Origin of the sequence: Paenibacillus sp. FSL R7-0340, assembly GCF_038002205.1 — a bacterium.
Lineage (GTDB): Bacteria > Bacillota > Bacilli > Paenibacillales > Paenibacillaceae > Paenibacillus > Paenibacillus polymyxa_B.
The window spans coordinates 1,805,257-1,823,188 of record NZ_JBBOBY010000001.1 but is presented as its reverse complement, the minus strand read 5'-3'; the positions used below and the strand labels follow the sequence as shown (position 1 = coordinate 1,823,188).

The 17,932-nt window shown below is 44.5% G+C and carries 18 protein-coding genes and 1 pseudogene; 5 read left to right on the top strand and 14 right to left on the bottom strand.

Features of this window, described 5'->3' with window-relative positions; translation table 11 throughout:
• Positions 1–2: 2 nt before the first annotated feature.
• The 6 genes from MKX59_RS08125 to MKX59_RS08100 form a co-directional block, all read right to left on the bottom strand.
• The gene (locus MKX59_RS08125; protein WP_340858102.1) at positions 3–1,769 is read right to left on the bottom strand and encodes a cache domain-containing sensor histidine kinase; all 1,767 of its coding nucleotides are present in this window, start codon (positions 1,767–1,769) and stop codon (positions 3–5) included.
• A 276-nt stretch (positions 1,770–2,045) separates the two neighbouring features.
• Complete coding sequence (locus tag MKX59_RS08120; protein WP_076264781.1) at positions 2,046–3,038, bottom strand: Gfo/Idh/MocA family protein; 993 nt, start codon at positions 3,036–3,038, stop codon at positions 2,046–2,048.
• A gap of 213 nt (positions 3,039–3,251) precedes the next feature.
• Positions 3,252–3,695 (bottom strand): HEAT repeat domain-containing protein, encoded by a 444-nt coding sequence (locus tag MKX59_RS08115; protein ID WP_013311410.1) that lies wholly within the window; start codon positions 3,693–3,695, stop codon positions 3,252–3,254.
• A gap of 224 nt (positions 3,696–3,919) precedes the next feature.
• On the bottom strand, positions 3,920–4,261 hold the full coding sequence (locus MKX59_RS08110; protein ID WP_023989787.1) for a cupin domain-containing protein: 342 nt from the start codon (positions 4,259–4,261) through the stop codon (positions 3,920–3,922).
• A 75-nt stretch (positions 4,262–4,336) separates the two neighbouring features.
• Entirely contained in the window at positions 4,337–5,581 is a 1,245-nt protein-coding gene (locus MKX59_RS08105) for a PTS ascorbate transporter subunit IIC (protein ID WP_226887745.1), read from the bottom strand.
• Positions 5,582–5,907: 326 nt separating this feature from the next.
• A complete protein-coding gene (locus MKX59_RS08100) occupies positions 5,908–6,930 on the bottom strand; it encodes a substrate-binding domain-containing protein (RefSeq protein WP_076157537.1) in 1,023 nt (340 codons plus the stop codon).
• Positions 6,931–7,269: 339 nt separating this feature from the next.
• On the opposite strand from MKX59_RS08100, the gene MKX59_RS08095 reads away from it, so the two are divergent.
• Entirely contained in the window at positions 7,270–8,463 is a 1,194-nt protein-coding gene (locus tag MKX59_RS08095) for a glycoside hydrolase family 5 protein (protein WP_028542203.1), read from the top strand.
• Positions 8,464–8,744: 281 nt separating this feature from the next.
• Positions 8,745–9,074: a hypothetical protein gene (locus MKX59_RS08090; protein ID WP_061828748.1), complete on the top strand. Its 330-nt coding sequence runs from the start codon at positions 8,745–8,747 to the stop codon at positions 9,072–9,074.
• Positions 9,075–9,223: 149 nt separating this feature from the next.
• On the opposite strand, the gene MKX59_RS08085 is transcribed toward MKX59_RS08090, so the two are convergent.
• Positions 9,224–9,805 carry an NAD(P)H-dependent oxidoreductase gene (locus MKX59_RS08085; RefSeq protein ID WP_025723258.1) on the bottom strand — a complete coding sequence of 194 codons (582 nt, stop codon included), beginning with the start codon at positions 9,803–9,805 and terminating at the stop codon, positions 9,224–9,226.
• A 74-nt stretch (positions 9,806–9,879) separates the two neighbouring features.
• The gene (locus tag MKX59_RS08080; protein ID WP_023989793.1) at positions 9,880–10,464 is read right to left on the bottom strand and encodes a TetR/AcrR family transcriptional regulator; all 585 of its coding nucleotides are present in this window, start codon (positions 10,462–10,464) and stop codon (positions 9,880–9,882) included.
• A gap of 276 nt (positions 10,465–10,740) precedes the next feature.
• Between MKX59_RS08080 and MKX59_RS08075 the strand changes: the two are divergent.
• A pseudogene (locus MKX59_RS08075) lies at positions 10,741–10,818 on the top strand (transposase); the annotation flags it as partial.
• An 83-nt stretch (positions 10,819–10,901) separates the two neighbouring features.
• Here the strand turns inward: MKX59_RS08075 and MKX59_RS08070 are convergent.
• Entirely contained in the window at positions 10,902–11,525 is a 624-nt protein-coding gene (locus tag MKX59_RS08070; protein ID WP_023989795.1) for a DUF4183 domain-containing protein, read from the bottom strand.
• 454 nt (positions 11,526–11,979) lie between these two features.
• Here MKX59_RS08070 and MKX59_RS08065 point away from each other — a divergent pair, with 454 nt between their 5' ends.
• A complete protein-coding gene (locus MKX59_RS08065; RefSeq protein ID WP_023989796.1) occupies positions 11,980–12,393 on the top strand; it encodes a DUF4183 domain-containing protein in 414 nt (137 codons plus the stop codon).
• 151 nt (positions 12,394–12,544) lie between these two features.
• On the opposite strand, the gene MKX59_RS08060 is transcribed toward MKX59_RS08065, so the two are convergent.
• Positions 12,545–13,282, bottom strand: coding sequence for a cyclase family protein (locus MKX59_RS08060; protein WP_023989797.1), 738 nt, complete (start codon positions 13,280–13,282; stop codon positions 12,545–12,547).
• A gap of 115 nt (positions 13,283–13,397) precedes the next feature.
• Here MKX59_RS08060 and MKX59_RS08055 point away from each other — a divergent pair, with 115 nt between their 5' ends.
• On the top strand, positions 13,398–13,637 hold the full coding sequence (locus MKX59_RS08055) for a hypothetical protein (RefSeq protein ID WP_142657860.1): 240 nt from the start codon (positions 13,398–13,400) through the stop codon (positions 13,635–13,637).
• A gap of 200 nt (positions 13,638–13,837) precedes the next feature.
• Here MKX59_RS08055 and MKX59_RS08050 read toward each other — a convergent pair whose 3' ends face one another.
• Genes MKX59_RS08050 through MKX59_RS08035 form a run of 4 tightly spaced genes read right to left on the bottom strand, consistent with a single transcriptional unit; the run spans position 13,838 to position 17,856 of the window.
• Positions 13,838–14,938 (bottom strand): GerAB/ArcD/ProY family transporter, encoded by a 1,101-nt coding sequence (locus tag MKX59_RS08050; protein ID WP_028542198.1) that lies wholly within the window; start codon positions 14,936–14,938, stop codon positions 13,838–13,840.
• Positions 14,939–14,966: 28 nt separating this feature from the next.
• Complete coding sequence (locus MKX59_RS08045) at positions 14,967–15,209, bottom strand: hypothetical protein (RefSeq protein WP_023989800.1); 243 nt, start codon at positions 15,207–15,209, stop codon at positions 14,967–14,969.
• Positions 15,210–15,223: 14 nt separating this feature from the next.
• Complete coding sequence (locus MKX59_RS08040; RefSeq protein WP_023989801.1) at positions 15,224–16,381, bottom strand: Ger(x)C family spore germination protein; 1,158 nt, start codon at positions 16,379–16,381, stop codon at positions 15,224–15,226.
• A complete protein-coding gene (locus MKX59_RS08035; protein ID WP_028542197.1) occupies positions 16,378–17,856 on the bottom strand; it encodes a spore germination protein in 1,479 nt (492 codons plus the stop codon). The genes MKX59_RS08040 and MKX59_RS08035 overlap by 4 nt, the downstream gene beginning before the upstream one ends.
• Positions 17,857–17,932 lie beyond the last annotated feature (76 nt).

The following is a 17,932-nucleotide window of genomic DNA, read 5'->3' as shown; positions in this document are numbered from 1 at the left end:
TCCTACCGCCCTCCATATTCATCAGGAATTTCAAAAGTGACCACAGTTCCTTCCTGCTCAGCACTATGTATCAGCACACCGTCCGTTGGATAAGATGCGCTGTCATAATAAAGAGCAAGCCTGCGCTGCACATTCACTAGTCCCATACCAGTTCCCTTGCTCTGGCAGGCTGCTCCCCCCATCAACGCTGTACGCACAGCTGCAAGTTCTTCCAGTGTCATTCCAGGTCCGTTATCTATGACCGCGATCTTGGTCCAACCCGATCTGGTCGAAGGAGTGACACTGATTTCAACGCGGCCGTTGCCGATGCGATTTTCGACACCATGCAAAATGGCATTCTCTAGAATAGGCTGGATCAACAGTTTAGGAAGCGGAATTCTGGCTGCCTCCGAAGGCATATGAATTTGCCAACTCAGACGTTCACCCAGACGCATCTCCATCAGTTCCAGATAACGACGGATTTGCGCCATTTCTTCCCCGAGTGTCACCCAAGAGTCATGGTGAGCCGGTTCGATAACATAACGAAACAGCCGCGACATGGACACCATCAGCCCGGCAAGCTCCTCCTCTCCCTTCTCCTGTAGCGACCAGTTGAAAGCATCTAGCGTATTAAAAAGAAAATGCGGATTGATCTGCGCCTGCAGAGCTTTAAGCTCGGTTTGGCTTTGTAAAACCTCTTTCTCGCAAATAACACGGATCAATTCATTGATATCGACAATCATTGTGTTGTACTCTGCGTTCAATTCTCGCAGCTCGACCGCTGCTGCCGGTTCTGGATTCAGGGCCAATGCCCCTTCCCGTGAACGACGCATCGCCTGAATCAAGTGACCTATCGGTCTGGTAATCAACGTAGACAACATAAAGGACATGAACAGGAATAGCACGGCACCAAGAGTCGCAGAAATGATAAGTGTAGTCCGTAAAACCGTAATTCCGTCTGTGACGACACTAACCGGAATCAGGATCAGCAGCGACCAGCCCGTCCGCTCCGACTGCTGAACTGCCTTCACATATTCCCGCTCCCCAATATGAACCGTCTGTGTCTTGCTATGCAGTACACCTGACAAATCCGTCTGGTTCATTGGTTCACCCGACAGCAGCTGGCCTTGTCGATCTACAAGCAGCATAGTTTCATCCGCTTCTTCATTGACCGCTGTCGCACCATTCAGCCCAAAATAACTTCGCTCCATACGGGTAATCAAGTACCCTCCACGTGAGAACCAGCGATCCACCAGGCTCACCTGCCGAATTGCCAGCAGTGACCGGGAGTCTTCGGGATCAATGCCGATCCAGACCAGTCTTCCTTTCATCTGATTCGCTTCCCGGATGTCTGCCTGTCCAATACGTTCCTCCAGACTGCCCTCTCTAATCGGAAACAACATCTTTCCTTCGGCGGTATACAGCTCCAGTGAGCCGACACTCGGCATATATGCCTGATAGCTATGCATCACTTGCAGTAGTGATTGACGCTGTCCGAAATTCACCTTGACCCCGTTGCGCTCCTCCAGCAGAATATGCTGAACAGACGGGTGATTCGCGACCTGCTCCGTCAAGCTATCCATCTGGCCGATTAATGCATCCAGCCTACCGCTTGCTTGTACCGCAGTCTGACCAATATGCCGCTCGGCACTGTCTTTTAACAGGTGAGACACATTGAGATAAATGAACGCCCCCGCCACACTCATCATAATGAGCATCACCAGTATAAATCCGATAAAAATCTGATTACGTAATGTGTTTAATGGCTGAAACCTTGACCTTGAACGCATAAGCCTTCTCCCCCTGAACCATCGCAGAAAAATGGGTGATGATAACGCTTTCCTTTTCCTATTCTATCGCATCGTTCGTCTTTGTTGGCATATTTTCAGCAGAGATTAATCAAAATGGGCAGGAATGCTATGAAATAGAAAGGTCGTAGGGTAAACGAAAAAATGACTCCCGACAAATGCAGGAGCCATCTACTGACCAGTTACACCGAAGCTTCTTTCAAATCATCCAAACTAAGGTACCGTCCAGGCCCGAAGCTTGTATATGAAATGGGTATCCTATTGGAGCGCAGCCAAAATGCGGTCGCACAGCTCCATCGTTTTCACGTTATCCCGTCCACTTGAATCAGGCGTCCGTCCTTCTTGGCAGCAGTTCATGAAATGTGCGATTTCACCAACAAAACCGCGCAAGTACAAATCACGGTATCCACCCGACATCGCGGAGGCTGACGGTGTCAGAACCGTATCGTTTTCCGCAAGGGATTTCCAAGGAAGCTCTGTATGACTCTCCGACTTGTGAATGATCAGTGTATTCACTTCATCCGCGTTCGCAAAACCGTGATCAAAGGTTACCGTGAACCCTTCACTCTCGCGTGTCCATGCTGTCATACCTGCGAAGTATAGGCTACCCACTACACCATTTTCAAATTTCAGGGCAATCGTATGGGAAATACACTCGCCGTTATCGTTCGCAAATCCGGTAACCTGCGCCACTTCTCCGAACAAATAACGTACCAGATCGACCATATGAACCGCCGCTAGCTTCATGAAATCTTCGCCGGTTTTACAAAACAGGGTACTGTCCACGAGGAATTTCGCCTGAAACGAGCGTGCGGCTCCAAGCGAGCCACCCTCAATCAATTCTTTTAATTTTATGTATACAGGCGCGTAGCGCTTCATGAAACCGACCATCAGCACGACACCCGCTGCTTCTGCCGCATCTGCAATTTGGGCCGCCTCCTCGGCATTCCAGCCCAGTGGCTTGTCTACAAAAACATGTTTTCCAGCCTTAATGCAGTCCAGTACGAGCGAAGGATGATCTGCCGCTTGTGCAATCACGACAACTCCATCACAATCTTCCTGCTCCAGCATAGCCTTGTAATTGTCATAAGGTGTGCCACTGCTTCCAAACCGCTGGAGTGCCGTCTTCGATCTGCTTAGATCTCTAGTCGCAATCGCCTGAATTTCAGCACCTGCCCCAATAACAGCAGGATATATATTCGTTGAAGCGTGAAAGCCAGCCCCGATAAAACACAGCTTCGCCTTGCTCATGTTAGTCCCTCCCATGTACACACTAAAATAATCCGATCCCATCGTACCATATTGCCGAAGTATATATACAGTGGCATAAAGATAAAGGACATGATTCTTAAGGAGAACAAGATAAAAAAACCTTAACAAAGATAATCCCTTATCCTTGTTAAGGCTCTGTCTGTATCACCAGCAACAATCCTTAAAAATACATTCAATTACAGGGTTCAGACATTATCTTGTGGATAACGAAGCCCATTTTTGCTCCAGCCACTGATCAAATTCAGCACCCTTGTCACCTTCATAGATGTCATAAATATCGACTCTCATCTTGTGCAACTTTTCGCGAAAATCGTTATAGGTATGGTCGGCTGGCAAGCTTTTTTTAATCCGCACCAGAATCTTCGTCAGGCCCTTAACAAGCTCACCCTCTTTGCGCACAGGCGGCTGCACATTCTCGCCCCATTCCTGAAGTCTGCGGTAAGCGGCTTCCTGAACGGCATATACCGTATCATTATTCAAACGGTGTGTCAGCAAGTCAATCGTCTGCTGGTTCTTCCATGCACCCAGATCATTTACCGCGGCTAGGCGTGTTTTCCAATCGGAGGTTCGGTTTGCAGCTACTTTAAGCTGCTCATATACCTCTGCAAATTCCTGCTGAGTTTCGTTGTTTTCCAAAATCATCTCATCCTTTTCTAAAAATCACTATATTACTGTTCATCACGATTGCCGTTTGTTAAATATAACATACTTGCAGGTCTTCTTCTAAAAAAAGATAAAAAGAAATGTATCGGACATAACATGGTCAGAAGGCATTCATTCGCCTCTGTTGTCTGCCGCTGAAAGGCATCGTAAATTCCTCCAGATATCGGGGTAGATAAACCGTATTTTGAAAGGGGAATTTACAGAAAATCTGCACGTGCTGGTGTAAATGCATCTAGCAGAATACCGCCATCCTCCAGTGGGATACAGCCATGAAGAGTATCGGATGGAAAATGGATGCTGTCTCCTTCTTTGACAGTCTGCACTTCCTTTGTTTCGCCATTATCGATCATGAACTTAAAGCTTCCCTTTATTACATAAGTGACTTGTTCATGGACATGCTTATGCAACAGGATCTCCCCTGTTTGGGCTTTAGCAAACATCACTTTGACATACATAAGCTGGTCACTGTGGGCCAGCACTTTCCGGGTGGTATTACTGTCAACGATATCAATTTGAATATCTTGATCGTTAAAAAACATGGATAATTCCTCCTCTTTTTAAGGCACAAATGATTTAGATAAGTTATTTTGGAAAAACTCATAAATCGATTTAGTTTAAAACCAGCGAAAAATAAGCCAAAGTACTCCAGAAAGAGTAGTAAAGTCGGGATCGGCGAACGTTACCCCTTCGGCACCCAAAAAAGAAAAGAGCGGCAAGGTGAGAGCCGGCAGCAGACAGAGCAAGAATCCATTAAGACAACTGGAAATAACAGCTCCTCTGAAACCACCGCTGGAATTGCCGAATATCGCGGCTGCACCACCAGCGAGGAAGCAGGCCATGATCCCTGGCACAATGACAGGCAATCCGATAAACGGGAAAAGAAAGACGCAGGCAACGCCTGTGAAGAAGCTGACCAAGAAGCCTACCAACGCGGAATTGGGTGATTTGTCGAACAGTACCAGAACATCCACACCAGGGATTGCTCCAGGTGCGAACACTTGGGAGAAACCTTTGAAAGCGGGTACAATTTCAGTTGTGAACAGCTTAACACCTGCTTTTGCGATATACAAGCCGGCAGCAAAAATAGCTGACTGTTCGAGGATGAAGACGATATATTCTTTGCCATCCGATAATTTGCTGACATAATCAGAACCAGCAACCAGTCCAGATACCAGTAAAAGCACAAGCATCGTCAAGGTCGTTGCAACATTGGGGTCGCGCAAAAAACTGATGCGGTCATTAATTTTTACATTTTCGGTGTCATTTTCACGGTTGCCAAAAACTTTCCCTAAATAGGTACCTAGAATGTAAGAGGTCATGGAAGCATGAGCAATCGTATATTCATCCGATTTAATAATGTTTTTGCTGGCATTCCGGAGTAGGTAAGGAAACACCGCCATATAGCTCCCAATTACCAAAGAACCGACGATGATCGTAGTCAGCGAACTGAGACCCAGACCTTTCATAACGGCTGTAGCGGCAAAGCTCATGAACAAAATCAAGTGAAGAGACAAATAAATGTACTTGAACTTGGTCAGGCGTGCAAGCACGATGTTAAGGATCATGGAAAAGAGCAGAATGAGTGCAGCATCCGCCCCGATCTGATCAATGGTCAGTGCCATAATGGCTTCATTGCTTGGTACGACACCTTTAAGGTTGAAGGCATAAGAAAAAATTTGGCTGAAGTTAGTGAGAACGCCACCTAAAATTCCGCCGCCGACCTTGATCATGGTGAAGCCCATAAAAGAAAGGGTAGTTCCAGTAATGATCTCTGATACTTTCTTCCTCTGGAATATAAGGCCGAGTAATGTCACAATCGCGATAATGATGGATGGCTCCCTGATAATGCTCATAAACATTTCCATAGTGATCTCCGACTTTCTTTTATTTATTTTCCATTCTTACTAAATCGATTTAGTAATACTCGAAAAAAATTTCCCTCTCGGGAATGTAAAAAGAAGCAGAATCATTTTTTGTGAATTAATTCACAACTCACTCCATACATTATTCGTTAAGCTTCATTCCTCCCCTCTCTTCAATCACAATCATCACTAAAATCAGGACATACATAAATGAAAGGGTATTCATGACTCGAATCATAAGATCATTATAGCTCTTTATTTTCTTTTTACAATAGAATTTATAAAAACGTTTTCAAAAAGATGAAAAGGACATATTCAATCATTCAGTTCAGTTTTTGAACAGATTCTCTGTGGTTAATGACCGGATTCATTCGGATGATTTCTGACAGATCCTCATGATCCTGTTCTTTTTGATCAATTTTCTCCAGCAGTAGCCTGGCACTTCTTCTCCCCATTTCAAAACTCGGCTGGGAAACGGTTGTGATCGGCGGATTATAAAAAGATGCAAAGGATACATCATCTATGCCAATCAAGGAAAAATCATTAGGTATGGTCAGATGATTATTTTTTGCATAAATCAGCACCTGCTCCAAAATCATGTCATTCGTAGCAATGATTGCGGTGGGCGGATGCTCCATATGGAATAGTTGTCCAATCAGATTAGGCATTTCATCCAACCTGCCGCTTTTGATATAGTTTTCATTCACTGATATGTCATGTTTGCCCAACGTATTTCGATAACCTGACAGCCGCTCACTTCGTGTGGTAATCGCTTTTTTGCCTAAGGGGAACGTGATAATCCCAATGTTGTTATGACCATGCTCAATGAGTGCTTCAACCGCAAGCTCGCTGGCCTTTTCATTATTCAACAGCACTGTGTCTACGCTGATTTCATCGATTTTTCGGTCCACAAACACGAAAGGATAGCCATTCTTGGCAAGGGAAACATATAATTTCTTGTTCTCTTCCGTCGGGAAAATGATAAGTCCATCCACTTGCCGAGCAATCATCGACTGGACATACTTTTTCTCTTTGAGCGAATCATCATCGGTATTGCAGACAATGACCTGGACATTTTCCAGTTGGCATTCATCTTCAATTGCACGCACGACTTCTGTTGTAAATCTCGATAAAATGGTTGAAGAAATAACCCCCACAATGAAGGTCTTCTTCTGCTTGAGACTACGTGCCACCTCATTAGGTATATAACTGAGATCCTCAATCGCTTGCTCGATCTTCTTCTTAGTGTTTTCACTCATATAGTTGTATCTCTTTTGCAGAAACTGCGAAACTGTACTCTTCGACACCCCGGCACGTTCTGCAACTTCCTTCATCGTTGTTACCATAATTACCCTCCTTTCTTTTTCTGCATGTCAGCCGTATTAATTTTCAAATATATATATTCTGCAACCTGTATGTAAAGTGAATTTCACTTTATTATATACCTTCTTTTACAGCAGGAAAATATAATAAATGAGGAGTTAGAGCGTGCCCTCCACCTCATATATAACCGCCCCTACAAATGCTGGACACTTAGCTTAACCATCCGTTGTTACGAATCTATTGAATTCGAACGAAATCTTAGAAATATACGAATTTTATGAACTTGTTTGATGGAAGATTTGAACATAAAATGAGAATGTAATCGGTTACAATTTCTTTTAAATAAAGGAGGAAGCAGAATTATGAAGAAAAAAGGACTGAAAAAAACATTTTTCATCATTACCTCCCTCGTAATGGGCTTCACACTGTATGGCTATACTCCCGCTTCAGTAGATGCAGCCAGTGTGAAAGGATATTATCACACCCAAGGAAACAAGATTGTAGACGAATCCGGGAAAGAAGCGGCATTTAACGGCCTGAACTGGTTCGGTCTAGAAACTCCTAATTACACCTTGCATGGACTGTGGAGCCGCTCAATGGACGACATGCTGGATCAGGTGAAGAAAGAAGGCTACAATCTGATTCGTCTGCCTTACAGCAATCAGTTATTCGATTCCAGTTCCCGTCCAGACAGTATTGATTATCACAAAAACCCTGACCTGGTCGGATTAACTCCGATTCAAATTATGGACAAGCTGATCGAAAAAGCTGGACAACGCGGTATTCAGATTATCCTTGACCGTCACCGTCCAAGCTCAGGTGGGCAATCCGAGCTGTGGTACACATCCCAGTACCCTGAGTCTCGCTGGATTAGCGACTGGAAAATGTTGGCTGATCGTTATAAAAACAACCCTACCGTCATTGGTGCGGATTTACACAATGAGCCACACGGTCAAGCAAGCTGGGGCACAGGCAATGCCTCCACAGACTGGCGTCTGGCGGCACAACGTGCAGGGAATGCGATTCTGTCCGTGAATCCGAATTGGCTGATTCTCGTAGAAGGTGTAGACCACAATGTACAAGGCAACAATAGCCAATACTGGTGGGGTGGCAACCTGACAGGTGTAGCCAACTATCCTGTCGTTCTGGACGTACCGAACCGTGTCGTATATTCTCCTCATGATTACGGCCCTGGTGTGTCTTCGCAGCCATGGTTCAACGACCCGGCCTTCCCGTCCAACCTGCCAGCGATCTGGGATCAAACCTGGGGCTACATCAGCAAGCAAAACATAGCTCCGGTGCTGGTCGGTGAATTCGGCGGTCGTAATGTTGATTTGTCTACTACTGAGGGGAAATGGCAAAATGCACTCGTAGACTATATTGGTGCCAACAACCTGTACTTTACGTACTGGTCCCTGAATCCGAATAGCGGCGACACAGGCGGTCTGCTGCTGGACGACTGGGTTACCTGGAATCGTCCGAAGCAGGATATGCTGAGCCGGATTATGAAGCCTGTTATTTTTGTAGCGGAACAAGCGAAAGCAACCGCCGAATAGGCACAGGGCTTCACTTCACTTATTGAAAAAGCCGATTTTCCTCCTTCAGGCCAGATTATACTGGGCTATGAGGATGTGGAGAAACGGCTTTTTTTTGTGATACCTGCAAACCTCCAGGATTACACTCCACGTGTGTACATGCTTTCCTCCCCTTCTTGACGCCTTCTTTCCAGTTTTACACATTGTAAATCCCCCATCTAATGGGTCATTTTGTAAACTAAATCTCTCTTTTAACCGATAAATACATATGTTGGATTTGAATTCAGGAAGGAAGATTTCATGTGATTATTTGGAAGGGTTTTGGTATTTTAAACATCGTTATTCCAGGGATCTTATTTGTTATTGTCGGGAGTTTAGTATCCGCTCTAGGGCTTGACTCCATAGATTCCCGGCTACCGATGGCTTTTGTGTTCATTGTGTCGGGGGTTATTATCTGGTACTTGGGAAAAGCGCTTAACGCCGACTCGGACAAAGTGCTAGTTGATATGGAAACGGGGCAACGCTATCGAATGGGAACCCAGCACAGTCTGTTTTTTATCCCTATGCATTATTGGGGCCCTGCCGGTCTAGCGATCGGATTTATTTTAATCGTTGCATCGATATTTATATAACGTTGATTGCAAACATGAGCTATTCCGAACACCACAATGCGAGCCAGTTGCTCCCATTGTGGTCTTTTTCCTTTTCGCAGGTCAATTATGATCAGATACCACCATGATTTACCTGTAGGCCAATGAATTTGGGGCAGGCAGGTGAAAACCTAGCTCATATTTCGCCCCAGCTGCTCCACCTTGCTCAGCCAATCGTTGCGCTGCTGATCCGATAATTTATTCATGAGATCAATCGCAGTAGAATGCACCGGTTTGACACCACATAGATGCAGCGTGGAATCCTTCATCATCCGATGCCCAGGCTGTCCCTGGAAAAATCGGTAGTACCAATGCGGACCGTCCATCGTTGTAATGAGGCGGGCCGTTCTTCCTTTTAGAAGCTTGTCAGGCAGGGGTTTTCCTTTTTGATACTTAAACGCAAATCCCGGCATAAAGGTACGGTCAATGAATCCTTTCATTAATGCAGGCAAGCTGCCCCACCAGATCGGAAAGACAAAAACGAGATGTTCTGCCCATTTAATCGACTCCTGTGCTTGGATCAAATCAGGTTCCAGCGGTAATTTATTACGATATCCACCTAGTAGATTTGGATTAAAGTCCAACGCGGATAGCTGCAACAAACGAACCTCCGCCCCTGCAGCCTTCGCTCCTTTTACATAGGATTGAGCCAGCGCTTCCCCATAACTGCCAGCGACCGGATTCCCTTGAATCACCAATATTTTTTTAGACATATAAACCACTTCCTACCTTCATATTATGATTTTAGTTAGAAGACACTAACTTTATATTTAAAAAGAAAAGGTCACTACTGACCTTTACTTAATAAAGCAGTTAAACGTTGTTTGACCTCTGCTGCAAATGGAACCAACTGCTGTGGAAGTTCACCTTCCAGGCTGGAGACGGACAAGCGTGTAATGGCTCCAATGATGAGCACACCGGATAGCAGAGCATCCTGCTTCGGCAGTTCACCTTGTTGAATCCCCTGTTCGATGAATTCAGTCAACGCCTCCAGCGGCTGACGCACATTCTGGCTCTGGCTTGCTTCAACATACAGCTCATGATGTTGTGATAGTAGAAGCAAACCATACTGGTCCTCATCATGCATATCCAGCACTTCATCCACCAGTTGATGGAAACGACTAACGAAGTTCCCACTCTGCTTGCGATAGAAGTCAATTAATGTGGTGTAGCTATTACAATACTGCCCGAATACTTCCAAGGCCATCGCATCTTTACTCTTAAAATGCTTATAAATCGCGGCATCCGTCACACCAGCAGCCTCTCCAATTTCTTTGACTGAAATGCCGTCAATTCCTTTGGTTGCAAATAAGCACATTGCTGCCTGCAGAATATCTTTCTTTTTGCTGTCTACATGTGTTTTCTTATTCATAAGCTTATAGTAAGTGATAACTAACTAAAATGCAAATTATATTTATGCAGGCTCATTCTGTCTTCATACTTTCATTTGAAATATATTGAATTAAACCTAAAAACCATGTTTTATAAGCGATTAATCATAAATACCCTAAATAATACGTGCATCATCCCATTTTATTCATATAAAAAAGATATGTAACCGAATAAAACGGGCGCTAGGATAGGTGGGACTAATTATGCTTGAGGTGCATGCAGTCACCCAGCAGGGAAAAGACTCAGGCAGTCTTGGATATGGAGCGACGAGTACATTTCCCCGCTGCAAAAAGTCGTACAAGCCATCCATGACCAAGGCCCCAAAGCCGATCTTCAGCTTTGGCGTGTCGGGCGCAAAGGCTCGTTGCCCCAAGAAACAGCTGTATCTGCCTCTGGGTTGCCTCACCGCAAACAGTATCATCCACTGGATCGCACACTAAATTGGACAATTTCCACAATAATAGGTGTGCCGGAGAGAATTGCCTCTCCTTCGTTAAGGCGAATCGTCAGCGATGAAGGTGTTAGGCTATACAATGTGCTTTCTTGTATCATTCCATTAATGTATAGATTGGCATAACTGTTGCTTCCGACATTAAAACGCTTAAAGGCCTCCTGTACACCATCTACAGAAAATTGATCCGCCATTATCGTGATTGAAGATTCAATTGTAGCAGGTGCAAGATAAAAATACCGCTCAGCTATGGGTATAATTTCAATATTTGAAATGTCAGGTGCCGGGCCGGTTGGCCCTGTTATACCTCGGGCTCCAGTAGGACCAGCTATGCCCTGCGCTCCAGTAGGGCCGGGTACTCCTGTTGCACCTGGACTTCCTTGGACTCCAGCCGGACCTGGCACTCCTGGCGCTCCCTGTGTTCCTGCTGGACCCTGTATTCCTGGTATTCCTTGGACTCCCGGTGTTCCCGCAGTTCCCGATATACCTTGGGCTCCTGCTAAACCTGGAATACCTTGTACCCCTGTCAAACCGGGAATGCCTTGTGCTCCTGCCGAACCCGGTGCAGCTCGCTTTCCCGTCTGGCTCATGCTCTTCCTCCGCTTGCTAGGAGTATTTCTGCACCTCCGTTGCATGATTAGCTTTGGATGCTTTTTGGCATGGAACCCCGTTTTTGTTCTACCTTTGAATGAATAACTTGTTTTACACTTTTTACGTTTGTTGATCTTGTAATGTACGGTCCTCTTTCCTAGCCTCCTTAGTGATGAATCGCGTCTCCTCATACCAGCCGTATACACCTCCTTCTCACATGCTTATTTATGTAGTGTATGCACATCCCCCTTTAGGGTTTTAGGCATTTGTAACCTTCAGATTCCAAGTATTCGCTTCCATCTATATTTGTAGCAAAATAGGGCCTTCTCCATTTACCCTATTATTAATAGAAAGGTTAATATGCCGTTTCCGAATAGGTTGAACAATCATTTATTGATTAAGAGCCAGCGAATGCAAATGGCTCATTACCAGTAAAGAAAGGAGATGAGAACTATGCCAATCATAAAACCTGTGTTTACAGCAGTAGCTACTGCTCCCGTATCAACGGGTGGCGCCATAGCCACGACCGTAGCCCCAGCCACGACTCGCTTTTTTGCAACGATTACAGCTGGAATGATCGGAACAACAGAAACAACCGTTCCTGCTGCAAGCTTTGTAGATGACGCCGATGCTCCAGTTGTTGCTTTGCCGACATTAGCAGCTACTGATTCTTCTAATTTTTATATTAACGGAGTTATTCAGCAGAGCTCCTTATTCACCCTCACCACAGCAAGTCTGGTCATTGCCTCCGTAGATATTACACCAGGTGTCCCAGTTGTTATAGAAATAACAGATTTTAGCGGCACAACTTCCATTATCGCGACTCAGCCTACCATCTCTGCGCCTACCGTCACTATTATCACTTAACACTTTTCATATTTTTGATTCAAGTTGGACTGAACGGTCATTCACGCTGTACATTACCCCGTATAAGCTAGAAAAGACCGATTCAGATGTCGATATCTGAATCGGTCTTTTAGATTATATAATCGTTTTCAAATGACTGGATACTGTATGATTAAGGCAAAATAGCAAAGGAGCGCACCGGAAATCCAGGGGAATCTTGAATGCTCGGAACGATATTATATATGACCGCGCCCGTCGGGGGCAGCTTGTCCAAATTCGTCAGCACCTCAACTTGATACCGATCCTGCTCCAATATGTAATATTCCCCTACCAGCTTGCCAGCTTTGCGATAAGCTACAGAGGAATCGGTATCTAGCGTTTCATGCCCAATGGCAGCCACATTCCGTTCTTCTACCAAAAAGCGCAGCGCCTCCAGCGACCAGCCCGGGCAGTGTGCATCTCCGGCGTCGTCCTTGTTCGAGAAGGCATCTGAATCAGGCCAACGTTTGCTCCAATCACTGCGAAAAGCGACAAAGGACTGATCAGCAATGCGTCCATGCTCTTTCTCAAAGTCCAAAATATCCGCAACCGTAAGTTCATAGTCAGAATTGGCTGCAACGGCTGCTGAACGGTCAATGACAACTAGCGGCAAAACCAGCTCCTTCAACGAAAGCTCATGCAAGTAACGTTTGCCCTTCACAAAATGAACGGGTGCATCAATATGAGTCCCATACTGACCGGGAAAGCAGTATTGTTTTACAAAAAAGCCATCATCGTGGGTAAACAGGGTATCCACCTGAACATTATCGAATACTGGAAAATGAGGGATTTCAGGATAAAAAGCGTGGGACAAATCCACCCACTCTTTTTGCTTCAACAACTTCAAGATATCTGCTAAATGCTCTGCCATGATGCCCATTCCTCCTCAGCTTTATTACAAGCCATTTTACCTGAGGATTCTGCAAAAATCTATAAATCGATCTGCTCTTCTAATATATAGAAAGAAATCTATTTTGTGCGACGGTATGGACGAAGAAGCTGCCATCCCAGTCTACGATGAAATGAGCAATTTATTAACATTTGATATTCATGAATGGCCTGTATCAGGCAAGAACTCCTCCAGCGACTTTTTAAGCCTCCCTAGAGATCGGTTAAGCGCGAGCCAGCTTCCCGTCTATTCAAATGCTGATCAGCTCTATCTTGTACAACAGCAAAAAAAAGACGTTTCCAGTTTATACTGGAAACGTCCTCTCGTGCCGATCTGAGCATCAACAAAATTGTACCTCTCTCTAATACTGACAGCCTCATACTTTCCATTCCTAGCACGTATATTTTCGCAAAAACGAACGAATACTGTTAATTTTCAATGTGCTATTTTATTCAACTCCTGTGCTTTTTGCGGGCTGTCTGCACCTTTACCGTTCATTAATTTGAAACTATCCCAAAAGGGGAACCTCTACTTAAATCAAGCTCTTTTGCTTCGGTTTCTCATTCGTGTAACGACTACGATCAAGAGTAAGGGAAGAACATATGCCAGATTATCGAATAAGGTCCAAGCCATGTATCCGTCCTCGTTGAAGGACGCCTGATCATGGTACATGGTAACTGAAAGAAGCAAGCAGATATATGCTATCGGAAACGTTAAAATACGGTAATTTTTTACTCTAAAAAATCGCGAAAATAAATTCGTCAATATAAATACCATGATCGAGGTTTTCATGTACGAACCGGCAATTAATGAAAATCCGATTACAGGCTCAATTCTTTCGATAATCTCCTGTATATAGATTAATCTGGCCAGCTGATACATGGAATAATTCATCTCGCCTGCTAAAGGTCCTAGAGCCAGAATGGTGCAAATAATAGATGCAATTAATGTGACTCCGTTCATTATAATAGCAAAGTACATATATTTTCCGAGCATTCGCTCTTCGCCTTTACGTGCAAACGGAAGAAGTGAAGAGTACAATACGACTTCTGCGAATGGAAACCCATAGGTGATATAGGCTCCATGAAGAATCGGTTTCATTCCGTCCGGCATGATCGGCAGTAAAAATTCTGGATGGTAGTTGGCAGAAGCCAAGACCAAAACCAATAAAATAAACCCATACATCATAATCAATAAAATGAAAAACATTCGGGCCATAACTTCAATTCCAGCCCGGGCTGTCAGTGCAGCCGTCACAAAAAACAAGGTATGGACAACAGTTACAGGCGTTTTTGTCATTATAGTACTATTGAAAAAACCGCCAACTTCAATAATTATGGCGGCGTTCTGCCAGAACAGGGCACAAGTAAAAGGAATGATCATTAAGAGGGTCAACCATTTTCCCAGCGCTTTACGGCTGTATTCGACGAAGAGCAATCCGGGATATTGGCTGTGCAAATAAAGGACGCAGGCCAATAGACACATCCCCATTACCCAAGCTATTAATAAGGAAATCCATGCTCCGTTTTTAGCAGCGCCGATTACTGAAGCAGGGATCAGAACGATGGCCGATCCCGTCATTCCGGCAAGAAACAACACCGCTGTCTGGAGCGCACTGATACTCTCTTGATTTTTCATGAGATTCCTCCGCTGATATGAAGTGAGTTCAGGTCGGGAGCCTGAACCATGCGACGATGCGTTTGGCCGGAGCGAGAAGAAAGAAATCAATAAGCTCGTCAAGATTTGGCCACGGGAGATTCGTAATATAGAGTAAGCCAAGATAGGCTATAGGCAGCATAAGCGATAGATACAGGATACGTGCTCTGCGATTTGTCCGTTTCCACTTTGGAATATCAGTGATCAGCATTGCAGCATTACAAATCATAAAAAACAAAAATTTAGCAAACATGGCTATCTCCTTTTCTAAAATGGTACTCCTATCCCCATTCCCGTACTCACAATATTAACTTCAACGGCTACATTAAACTCAGCCTTGGCAAACCGTTCGTTCCAGGTTGGCTTCCAGCGTTTCCATAATGCCGAATTTTTTTGAAAAATCTGATTGCCGATTCCTATTGCATCTAATCGTTCCTTCTGAAGAAGGGAAATCGTTTCCCTCAATTTCTCCTTAATCTCGGCTTCGAGTCTGCCTTTAAATTTATTTTGCTCCTCTCTGGTCATCACGGAAGAGCTATGCAGCTCGCCGATTGCCCCTATGATTTTGATATGTACACGAGCAACGACATCCTCTCCTTCGATAAAAGGTACTATCTTCGTTTTTAAGGAGATAACCTGGAGGCTTTCTTTGGTTTTCTTTTTTTCAGACTCTGCATCCTTATCCGCAATATCGATAACTCCGCTTTTGAATTTTCCAAGCAGCATCAATAATGGTTGGGTATTTGTCGGGCTGATAACACTTTTTACCAGCTTTCCTTCTTTAAGCAGCGCAACTCCGGCAATGGAAATCTCATCGAGGGGCTTGTCTTTGAACACATTAGGAAGCGTTGTGACTCCGGTTTCGTTTTTTAGTTGAATCGCCAGATCAAGTAACGGAACTCTGGAAGTTTTGGCAGAAAACCGTGCTGTCGTTTCTTCAATTTTCCGTAATTGCTGACCTATGGTGTTCTCAATATACGGCTTGGTTTCTAAATAGTCGCTTGCTTTCCCCCGAGCAATCAGGACAAGTATGGTTTTTCTAGTTTCAGGATCTCTCATGAAAAAATCAAGAACGTCTTCTAAACCTCGTTGTCGGGACATTTCTTCCCCGATGATAAGAATGCGCATGTGATCCAATTTTGCCCTTCTACCAAGGTGGATGGGAATGTCTTTTATCGCTTCATTCATGTTATCTCCTTTTGTTAGGATATTAAATGCTTTTGAGGACTGCTTGGGGGCTCCTCCCATCTCCTGCGAACCCGAGGGATTGTAAAAATGGGTAGTGAGATATATTTCTTCACTTTGGTCCAGGTCAACCGCTATCGCTTGTGCATACCCGAATTCCACCAGCTCCGCCTTGTCCCAGCAGCCCGCGAGCAGGATGACAGCCAATATACAGAAACCAATGGATATTCGCGTTCTCATGTTTTCCCCCCTTTTCTTTTATGCAAATGGCGGTTTCGCGGTTGGTGAAGCAGTATTTTTCGCGGGGCAACAATGAATACATCGCGCAATTGATTGATTCTAAGCGGCCCCAGTGGTGCAAAATAGGGTTGACCCAAAGAGCGCAAGCAAACTAAATGCAAAAATATGAGGAGAAGTCCGAACATAATTCCAAGTCCTCCCAAAGTGCTAGCAAGGATCATTAAAGGGAATCGCAGCATGCGGATCGATATGGCCATACTGTATTGAGGCAGTGTAAACGATGCGATACCGGTCAGAGCGACGACTATGACCATTACCGGCGAAGCAATCTTGGCTTGAATCGCAGCTTGACCGATGACAAGCGCTCCGACAATGCTTACAGCAGAGCCTATCGGACGGGGCAACCTGATTCCAGCTTCCCTAAGAAGCTCGAAAAAAACCTCCATAATCAGTGCTTCCACGAAAGCGGGAAACGGAATCCCTTCTCTCGTATCCAGAATGGCTAGAAGCAGAACGGTCGGAATCATCTCAGAATGGAAGGTTGATAAGGCAATATATATGCTTGGAAGCAGGAGTGCCATCACGAATGCACCAAATCTTAGTATACGTATCAGCGAAGCGAAGATGGTTTGCTGATAGTAATCCTCACTGGAGGCGAGGAACTCAAAAAAAATTCCCGGACATATCAATATTGTTGGAGTTCCATTCACCATTACGATAATCTTTCCATCCAACAGGGCAGACACAACGGTATCTGGCCGTTCCGTATAGCGCACCTGAGGAAAAGGAGAATAGACAGAGTCGCTGATCCATTCTTCCAAATAAGATGTTTCAAGAATCTCTTCCGTGTCGATGTCTGCAATTTTTTGTTTAAACTCTAATAGCGATTCAGGATTGACGGCCCCATCCAAATATCCGTAAGCAATTTTTCTCTGACTTATTTCTCCTACCGTGAAATACTCAAATTTAAGTTTGGCTGATTTGAGCAAGCCACGAATGATGCCTATATTCACATTCAGTTCTTCAATTGTACTTATATGAGGCCCTTGAACGACCGGTTCTGTGATCGGCTCACTAACTTGTCTAAAGGGAAGCCCACTAGCAGCATAGCTAATTGCTTCCTCCCAATGATCAAAGAATATAACTATGGCTCCACTTAATATCTGTTCATTAACTTGATCAATGTCTTTCAACAGCTTGGGAGAATGGCCAGTTATTCCATGTTTTTTGAAGAAACGCATCACAGCTTTGGGAGTGACCGCCTCCGCCGAGCCAGCTTCATAAGTGATTAGATCCTCCATAGCAGATTTCATGTATTTTAAATGTTCATTTTGAATCATTGTCTCAAAGTAAACAGAAAGAGCATTATGTTCAAAACTCGAACCATAACTCCAAGGTATGAGAACAAGATCGGTACAATCGGAAAAGCTGTCCTGAATTTGTTTTAAATTTTCGGCCAAGCATTTCGATATCATCACCGCTCCCACCTCTTAGCTATCCTTTATTTAAACTATTTTTAATGTGCTGATTAGTATCTCTTTAAGATGAATC